General features: G+C 67.9%; 10 protein-coding genes and 1 pseudogene. 7 read left to right on the top strand and 4 right to left on the bottom strand.

Features of this window, described 5'->3' with window-relative positions; translation table 11 throughout:
- The 4 genes and pseudogenes from JNW89_RS20460 to JNW89_RS20445 form a co-directional block, all read right to left on the bottom strand.
- Positions 1 to 808, bottom strand: an 808-nt coding sequence (locus tag JNW89_RS20460) for a hypothetical protein (protein ID WP_238450117.1), incomplete at its 3' end; no start/stop codon positions are given.
- Positions 809 to 1017: 209 nt separating this feature from the next.
- A pseudogene (gene nfi, locus JNW89_RS20455) lies at positions 1018 to 1636 on the bottom strand (deoxyribonuclease V).
- Between the two features lie 140 nt (positions 1637 to 1776).
- Positions 1777 to 2361, bottom strand: a complete 585-nt coding sequence (locus tag JNW89_RS20450; protein WP_238450116.1) for a DinB family protein — start codon at positions 2359 to 2361, stop codon at positions 1777 to 1779.
- Between the two features lie 50 nt (positions 2362 to 2411).
- Complete coding sequence (locus JNW89_RS20445) at positions 2412 to 2588, bottom strand: hypothetical protein (RefSeq protein ID WP_238450115.1); 177 nt, start codon at positions 2586 to 2588, stop codon at positions 2412 to 2414.
- Positions 2589 to 3478: 890 nt separating this feature from the next.
- Between JNW89_RS20445 and JNW89_RS20440 the strand changes: the two genes are divergently transcribed.
- The 7 genes from JNW89_RS20440 to JNW89_RS20410 form a co-directional block, all read left to right on the top strand.
- On the top strand, positions 3479 to 3706 hold the full coding sequence (locus JNW89_RS20440) for a winged helix-turn-helix domain-containing protein (RefSeq protein ID WP_238450114.1): 228 nt from the start codon (positions 3479 to 3481) through the stop codon (positions 3704 to 3706).
- A 103-nt stretch (positions 3707 to 3809) separates the two neighbouring features.
- A complete protein-coding gene (locus JNW89_RS20435) occupies positions 3810 to 4184 on the top strand; it encodes a hypothetical protein (protein ID WP_238450113.1) in 375 nt (124 codons plus the stop codon).
- Between the two features lie 390 nt (positions 4185 to 4574).
- Positions 4575 to 5015, top strand: coding sequence for a hypothetical protein (locus tag JNW89_RS20430; RefSeq protein WP_238450112.1), 441 nt, complete (start codon positions 4575 to 4577; stop codon positions 5013 to 5015).
- An 8-nt stretch (positions 5016 to 5023) separates the two neighbouring features.
- Positions 5024 to 5329 carry a hypothetical protein gene (locus JNW89_RS20425; protein ID WP_238450111.1) on the top strand — a complete coding sequence of 102 codons (306 nt, stop codon included), beginning with the start codon at positions 5024 to 5026 and terminating at the stop codon, positions 5327 to 5329.
- 239 nt (positions 5330 to 5568) lie between these two features.
- On the top strand, positions 5569 to 6642 hold the full coding sequence (locus JNW89_RS20420) for a WXG100 family type VII secretion target (RefSeq protein WP_238450110.1): 1074 nt from the start codon (positions 5569 to 5571) through the stop codon (positions 6640 to 6642).
- Between the two features lie 119 nt (positions 6643 to 6761).
- Positions 6762 to 7859 (top strand): IS630 family transposase, encoded by a 1098-nt coding sequence (locus JNW89_RS20415; protein ID WP_375155122.1) that lies wholly within the window; start codon positions 6762 to 6764, stop codon positions 7857 to 7859.
- 80 nt (positions 7860 to 7939) lie between these two features.
- Positions 7940 to 8121, top strand: a 182-nt coding sequence (locus JNW89_RS20410; protein WP_238450109.1) for a hypothetical protein, incomplete at its 3' end; no start/stop codon positions are given.

Here is an 8121-nt window from a genome sequence, read left to right as displayed (position 1 = left end):
GTAGGTGGTCGGACCGGGGTTGCGCGGCAGCGGGACGGCCGGGGTACGCCTGCTCGTCGGCGGGCCCGCGGTCCTTGCGGTTGTTACGGATGAGCAGAGCGATCAAGCCGGCGCCGATGGCTACCAGGGCGATGCCGAACCACATGATCATGGATCCTCCGGAGGACTCTTCGGCAGCGGCGATGGCCTGGCCGGTGGTCGGGGCGGCGAGGACGGCCTGGTTCGGCTCGTCCGTGACGGCGGCCGGGGTCCCGGTCGCGCTCGGGGTGGGCGTCGGGGTGGGCTTGCGGCTCGGGGTCGGCGACGCGCTCGCGGCGAGGCGGCCACCCACCCGGGAGGTGTCGGCGCCCCGGCCGATCAACCGGCCGACGGCGGTCGTCGCCTCGCCGACCACCTCCAACCTGCCCGCCGGCGCGCCCGCGACGAACGCGACCCGGTAGCGAACGGTGATGCTCTTCCCCTTGCACAACGTGGCATTCGCCGGCGAGGTACGGCCGGTGGCGACGCTGCCACCGCCGCCGGAGACCGGCACCGGGAACCAACGGCCGCCGATGTTCACCTGTACCCGCACCTGGTCCGGATTCAACCCGACCAGGCGCAACCCGAGCGAACTGCGCAGCAGCACGCAGCCCTCCGTGCGCTTGCGCACCTCCATCGAGACGCCGCCCGCGGAACCGCCCGCGCTGAAGCTGCTCGCCGCGCGGACCCCGACCCGGTCGGAGTCGGCGTACGCGGGGGCGACGCCGACGACGAGCAGGCCGCCGAGCAGCGCAGCAGCCGTCACCAGCCGTACGACCTGCCGACGCACGGACATCTCCACCTCACCGTCTCTCCCGCTCGAGTCCGGCGGTCAGGCTACTACCGGGTCAGGGGGTCCTCTGACCATTGAGCGCTCCAGATGTGTGCCGCATTACCCTGCCGGCCGTGTCCTGAATCACGCCGGCCGCCTTCTCAGCCGGGGTGCGGGTGGGGCGTCGGCGGTGCCTGCGCAGGGCGCCGCTCAGGACCAGTAAGGAATCAGGTGCGGGCGGCGGCCAGGGCGTCACGGCAGAGCCGGTCGGCGGTGCGGGTGGTCTCGGGCAGCCGGTAGCGCGGGGTGAGCGCGAGCACCTGGTCGACGGCGTTGTCGAGGCTCATCCGGTGTCCGACGCTCACGAAGACCGGCTTGACGCCGTCCCGGGTCCGCAGCACCCGCCCGACGGTCTCACCCCCGTCGACCAGGGGCGCGCTGTCACCGCGCCGCGGCCCCGGCTCCGCCGACTCGCCGACCAGCCGCGTCTTGCCCACCCCGATGGCCGGCAGCCCGGTCACCACCCCCCAGGTGACAGGCGAGCCCGAACCGGCGCGGGTGGGCCAGTCCGTGCCCGTCGCAGACCAGCAGCTCCGGCTGCACCGCCAGCCCGTCGAGGGCGGCCAGCAACGCCGGCAGCTCCCGGAAGGCGAACAGCCCCGGCACGTACTCGAACGCCGGCCGCCCCACACTCACCGCCCGGTCCACCACCGCCAGGGTCGCGGCATCCAGCACCGTGACGGCCGCCGCGAGCAGGTCACCGCTCTCCGCGTACGCGACGTCCAGGCCGGCCACCGTCGCGGGCCGGCGCGGACCCGGCCCAACCAGGTCGGCGAGGGGCCGCAACCGATCCTGTACGGCCACCGCCTCCGCGACCGTCTTCGGCGTGTCCACCTGCACCGGCGCCCCTCTCCGTCCCCGCTGGGCGTCATCTCACCACCTGCTGCCGTGCCTGCTGAACGGGCTGCCCGCACCGCTCGTCCAGGTCACTGACCGACGCGGCCGTCGATGCGCTCGCGGAGGAGGTCGGCGTGGCCGTTGTGGCGGGCGTACTCCTCGATCATGTGCACCAGCAACTCGCGCAGCGAGATCGTCAGGTCTCCCCGGTGCCCCTTGACGCCCAGGTCGGCAGCCTCGTCGACCAAACGCTCGGCGTACCCGACCTCCGCCCGCCACGCCGCCCACGCCTCCTCGACCACCTTCGGGTCGGCGACCGCGCCGTCGAAGTCGGCGTCGGGCTCCTCCTCGGTGCACCAGATCCGCGGCGCGTCCTCGCCGGCCATGGTGCGGCGGAACCAGCCCCGCTCCACCTCGGCCATGTGCCGGACCAGGCCGAGCAGCGACATCGTCGACGGCGGCACGCTGCGCCGGGCCAGCGCCTCGGCGTCGAGGTCGGCGCACTTGAGTTCCAGGGTCAGCCGGTGGTCACGCAGGTAGCCGACCAGGAGGCTGCGCTCGTCGTCGAAGCCGCCGTCGGAGCGGGGGTCGTCCTCGGGCGCGAGGAACATGTCCGACCAGCCGAAGGAGCGGGTGGGGAGGTCAGCGGGGGTGTCGGCGCGGGGGTCCTTCATGTCGCGACCCTGTCCCAGCCATCGAGCGATCGCAACGCATTTCCGCCCGCTCAGATCGAGCGCAGGCGGAAACGCGGCTTCGGCTTCTCGCCCGCGAGGTGGCGCAGCTTGTGTTGGCGCACCTGCTCGTCCCAGACCTCCTGGTCGTAGTCCGGGCCAGGGGGAATCCACTTGTGCGAGCCATCGCTGTAGTGGAACTTCTCGTCGCCCGGCCGCAGGACACTCATCGCACCCACCCAACGAACCGTCGATGCAGCGTGCCCGCCGGCAACCAAACCAGATCCTCTGCCGCCGACACCAGGTAGGAACCCATGTAGAGGGCGAGCGAGACAGGCGCCCGGTCGAACTCCGCCCACAACTCACGCTTCCGGGTCGGGCACGGCCATGGAAGGTCGCAGCCACCACAGGTCCAGATCGGCAGCACCGGCCCGTGAGTGGTCACGGCAGACCACCCAGGAAGCGCGCCGTCCGCGACCGAGCCTGCTGGCTGGTCGCCCAGTCGACCTGCCAGCAGGGGTACGGCGACAACCTCCCCCACCATGCCCGGCACCCGACGCACATGCCATCGACCCCACGCAGGTGCACCGCGAGCACGAGCCACATCACCCTGTCGGCCGTCACCGCTCCTGCGCCGGCCAGTGGCCCCGGTTGATCGGGATCCGGTGCCGCGCTCGGCAGGGCAGCTCGGCCCCGCACCGGCAGACCTGACGCCACCGACGCCAGCACCACACTGGCCGGTGCCGGCTGGCGAGGGTCATTGCCGCCGCGAGGAGGTACTCCTCGTAGGAAACGCGGCGCGCCATTACGCCGCCCGCTCTGCTGAACCCGCATCCCGCTCCCGAAGGTCAGTCACCCGCTCGGAGGCCCCACGTCGACCACTGGTTCGACCGCTTCACCAGGCCTCCCGTCATCTGCCAGGACGGTGCCGCGGGCGCCCGCCCCAGACGGGGGACCAGGCCGGACACCCACGGCAGGGCATTCAGCCGCCAAGCTCAATAGCCCCACGAGCAACTTAAGATACAATGTATCCATCGTCAACGCCCTCAGCACAATGTGTTGTAACTTGCCTCCGCCGTGTGGTCTGCTTGTCCCAGCCGCCAAGCTGGGAGCACCACCGATGTCTGAAGCTGCATATCTACAGGTCGCCCGCGATATCCGGGAGCGGATCGCGTCCGGGCAACTGAAGCCGGGCGACAAGTTGCCTTCGTTCAACGCCCTCTGCGAGCAGTACGAGGTCAGCGGAACCGTGATCCGGACGGCGATGATTCTGCTCAAGGCCGAAGGCGTCCTTGACGGCCGGCAAGGCAAGGGCGTTTACGTCACCGACCGCACACCTCAGCCCTAGCCCTGGTCGGGACGCCGACCGTCCCTGTCGCGTCGGTTACACGCCCGCCCTAACGATCACTCAGGGCAGCGAAACGATGACCGCCATTGGTAGGGTCGCCGGCATGAACGGGGCGTGGCGGGTCGGCAACCTGTTGCGACGGCGACGGATCAGGCAAGCGGACACCGAGCAAGCCGTCGAGGACTACCGCGAGGCCGCACTCGCGCTGCACAACTCGCCGTACCGCAACCTTCGGCAGGCAGCCGCAAACGTGCCGATCTTCTTCGCCTTTGTCTCAGCCTGGATGATCCTGCTGGGAGACGTCACGCCGATGACACTCCCCCCGCTGGTGGTGATGCTCCTCGGTGGCGTATTCGGGATCGCCTACCACTACGTGCAGAACCGACCCGGCGGCTGGCGACTGCTGGTTGGCGCCCTGGTCTCCACGGCGATGGGCCTGACGGCGTTCGTTGTGGCCAGAAAGGTCTTCGGCCAATGATTCCGAGGCCTCGGAAGCCTTCAGAAGCAAAGGAAGAGCAGCGCAGCCCAGAGGCTGATGTTTACTCGCCGGACCGGTCGGTCCGGATCATCGCGTCGCAGCAGGGAGACGTGGAGGTTCAGGTTCAAGGACTGAACCGCCATACGGACGATTCTTTGGCACGGCAGGTCAGGGCAGCGGCCAGAGTGGCCCTGGCGTCGCTGCAACAACCGTCCCCGCAAGTCGAGACCCGTCGCGACGGGTCTCGTCGTGAGTGGTAGTGGGAAAGGTTTAATGACTAAGAAAACGCTGGCCATCCTGGCCGGAGCGGTCGCCTTGGGCCTAGGTTCGCTGGGGCTCTGGCGATGGGGACCACTGGCTGACAGCCCAAAGGTCCCGAGCTGCGCCGACTTGGCCAGCGCCCTGCCGAGCGCCGTGGAGGGATCCTGGACGCTCACCCGTAGCGAGCCGAACCGCAAGGTCAGCGACTCACTCGTCGGATGCGAGTTCGACTTCCAGTCAGCAGACCAGGCATACAAGGGCAAGGTCACTCTCGACTTGATCGAGAGCGATGACGCGAAGCAGCTACGAAAGAACGCCGAGACCGGGCCCTGCTACGGCGAGCCGGTCCCCAGCCCGAGCGCAGCCTCGTACAAGGTGGCGCGCTACTGCCTTCAGCGGATCAACGACAAGGCCTTCGCCGGCGTCTTCGTGGCCTCCGATGAACGCTACGCGCACACTCTCGCCGAGTTCAGCAGCCCCAGCCTGCCTCAGGACCAGGTGACGGCCTACGCGAATACCAGTGCCCAGCGCGTCATCGACCGCGCGATGACCCTGAAGGCCAGCGACTAGGAGTACCCGTGGGCAAGCTTGAGCGCTACTTCGACGATGTCGCCTCGATCAAGGCCATGGGTATGTCCATCAACCGGTGGGTAACGGTCACCCGCGGTCAGGACGGCGACATCGATGTCCAGATCCGGCCCGGCATGCTGCGTCTTTGCAACCCCGACGAGGTGGCCGCAGAGATCAGGACGGCCCTCCTCGCCGCCATCGCGGACCACCGGCGGCAGTACCGACAGCTTCGCATCGACTACTTCGGATCACCGGTCGGAGCCGAGTTGTTCGTGCCGACAGAACCGCACGAGGCGGAAAGGCAGAGATCATGACCACGGACACGTCCGCGCTTACGGTCGAATCGCAAGCCCTGGTGGCCTTTGGCGTCGAGCGCTACGAAGACTCCGTCACCTACAGCGCGGTGCGACGCTAACTCGGCGATGTCGGATGTATCCCCGCCACGGCCTGGGGCACCCTGGAAGGGATCTCCGAGAAGCTCAACCGCGACTGGGCAACCGCGCTCGGGAGCAGGCTCTCGGAGGCGGCCACTGCGCAGGATGAGATGGAACGCATGGCTGACGGCCTCATGCAGATCGCCGCAGACTACGAGGGCACAGACTTGGACGTCACAACGAACTTCGACGTCATGAACCGGGACCTGCTGCCGTACCTACCGCTGGGCGATGGCTACGGAGGCAGCGTACGCGTCAGGCCTGGCGGCGCCGGGCTCCTCTCCCAGCCTCAGGACAGAAGGTTGCCGGGCGACGAGCCCGTGGTAACGATTCCTGAGGGCAACGAGCGCTTGGCTGCCACACGCAACGAAAAGCTTCCCCGGACCCGAGTGGTTGAAGAGCCCCTGACCATCGGCAGCACGGACGGCAACAACCTCGGCTTCAGCGGAGGGCGCACCACCTACTACGACAACGGCGAAAACGACCAGCTCGACAAGTTCATCCACGAGTACAGGGACACGCTCCTTCAGCTTGAGGCGATCTTGATCGAGCTGGGGGCTGGCGAACGGCTTCCGTTGAGCGACCTGATGGTCCACGCCTGGCGGTCAGCCCCCGGTGTCATCCGGAACCGCTCCGACCTGGTCCACTCGGCAGCCAACACCTACGCGGAGCTGCGTGCCGAGATGGACGGCGAGCTGAAGAACCTCAAGCTGTACTGGGAGGGCACCGCATCTCAGGCCTTCAGCCAGTACGCCGACAGGGCGTCGGCCTACCTGACGCAACTTGAGACCCAGGCACGCTGGCTCGCCGAGGAGGGCAAGAAGGCCGCCAGCATGTTGGAGGGCCTGCGCAACGCCTACGCAGCGCTGGGGTACCGACACATCAGCACGCTCATCAGCGCTCTCAAGAGCTACATCGAGAGCGTAAACAGCCTCTTCTCGTCATGCACCAACCCAGAGAAGGCCTTCCTCGACGTCATGCACACCTTCGTCTCCTACCTGCTCGACGCCGAGCGGATGCACGTCGAGGCGATGTCCGACCTCATCAAGATCGACGAGCAGGAACGCAAAGACCGTCCCGACCTCGGCACCCGCGGTCACGACACCACCCCCTTCCCTACGACGGAGGTTGGCTCGGGCGCATGGGCCGACCGCGGTCGCTGGATGCCGAGAGCCGATCGCCCGGCTTCGTAGCTCCGGCTCCAGGACGGCCGGGGCACCGCCAGCGGGTCACGGTCCGTGGATGGGTGCGGTAGGCCATCCCGATGCTCCTAGTGTTGTGTCTCGCAAATAGCTAGCCGTTTTAGTAGGCTCTGGACGTGACACGTTCTGCCGCACCACTGGTGCTCGAACCCGGCCAGCGGGAACTGCTGGAGTCTCTTGCCAAGTCGCGTACGGTCGAGCATCGGCTGGTGCAGCGGGCGCAGGTGCTGCTGCGGGCCGCGGACGGGATGTCCAACGCCGACAATGCGGTGCTGGCTGGGGTGACCCGGGTGACGGTGCGGGCGTGGCGGTCGGAGTTCGCCGAGCGTGGGCTGGCCGATCTGGGCAGGGTCGCGCCGGGTCGTGGCCGTAGGGCGTCGATTCCGCAGGAGACGATCGACCGGATTGTGGAGTTGACGCTGCACTCGAAGCCGGAGGGGGCGACGCACTGGTCTTGCCGGTCGATGGCGGCGATGGTCGGTGTGAGTCCGGCGACGGTGCAGCGGGTGTGGGACGCCCGAGGGCTCAAGCCGCACCTGGTGGAGACGTTCAAGCTGTCCAACGACAGGCGGTTCGAGGAGAAGCTCGTCGACGTCGTCGGTTTGTACCTGAACCCGCCGGACAAGGCGGTGGTCTTGTGCATGGACGAGAAGTCGCAGATCCAGGCCTTGGACCGGACCCAGCCGAGCCTGCCGCTCAAGCCTGGCCGGGCCGGCACGATGACCCACGACTACAAGCGCCACGGCACCACGACCCTGTTCGCCGCGTTGGACGTGCTGACCGGCAAGGTGATCGGCAAGTGCTTCGCCCGGCACCGGCACGACGAGTTCCTGCGGTTCCTGCGCACGATCGACACCACGGTGCCCCGCAAGCTGCAGATCCACCTGATCGTCGACAACTACGGCACCCACACCCACCCCAACGTCAAGGCATGGCTGGCCAAGCACCCGCGTTTCCACCTGCACTTCACCCCGACCAGCTCGTCCTGGCTCAACCTGGTTGAGCGCTGGTTCGCCGACCTGACCGAGAAGATGATCCGCCGTGGCGTGTTCCGCAGCGTCGACGACCTCGTCGCCGCCATCGAGGAGTACCTGCGCGTGCATAACGACGACCCGAAGCCGTTCGTCTGGACCGCCACCGCCGAATCGATCCTGACCAAGGTCCGACGTGGACGAGTCGCCCTTCAGCAAGTGGCTAGTCAAAACTGAGACAGAACACTAGGTCCGGGAACCCCTGGTCCGGAACTGGCGGGTCAGCTTTGGAATACACCCTGGTGTATGACATACGGGTGACCTCGACACCGGTGATCGTGTACCTCGGCCCTAACCGTGACCGGTGGTATCCGCAGACATGGCAGGACATCATCGACGCCGCTAGCGGCGGTCTGCTCGACGAGAGCGCTTGGGTGGACCTGAAGAGGGAGTTGGCGACGGCCGGTGGCCGTGCACACCACAACACCGAGATCGCCAA

The organism is Micromonospora sp. 4G55 (assembly GCF_016803375.1).
The sequence above is the reverse complement of the archived record's forward strand: the minus strand, read 5'-3'. Positions and strand labels throughout refer to the sequence as shown.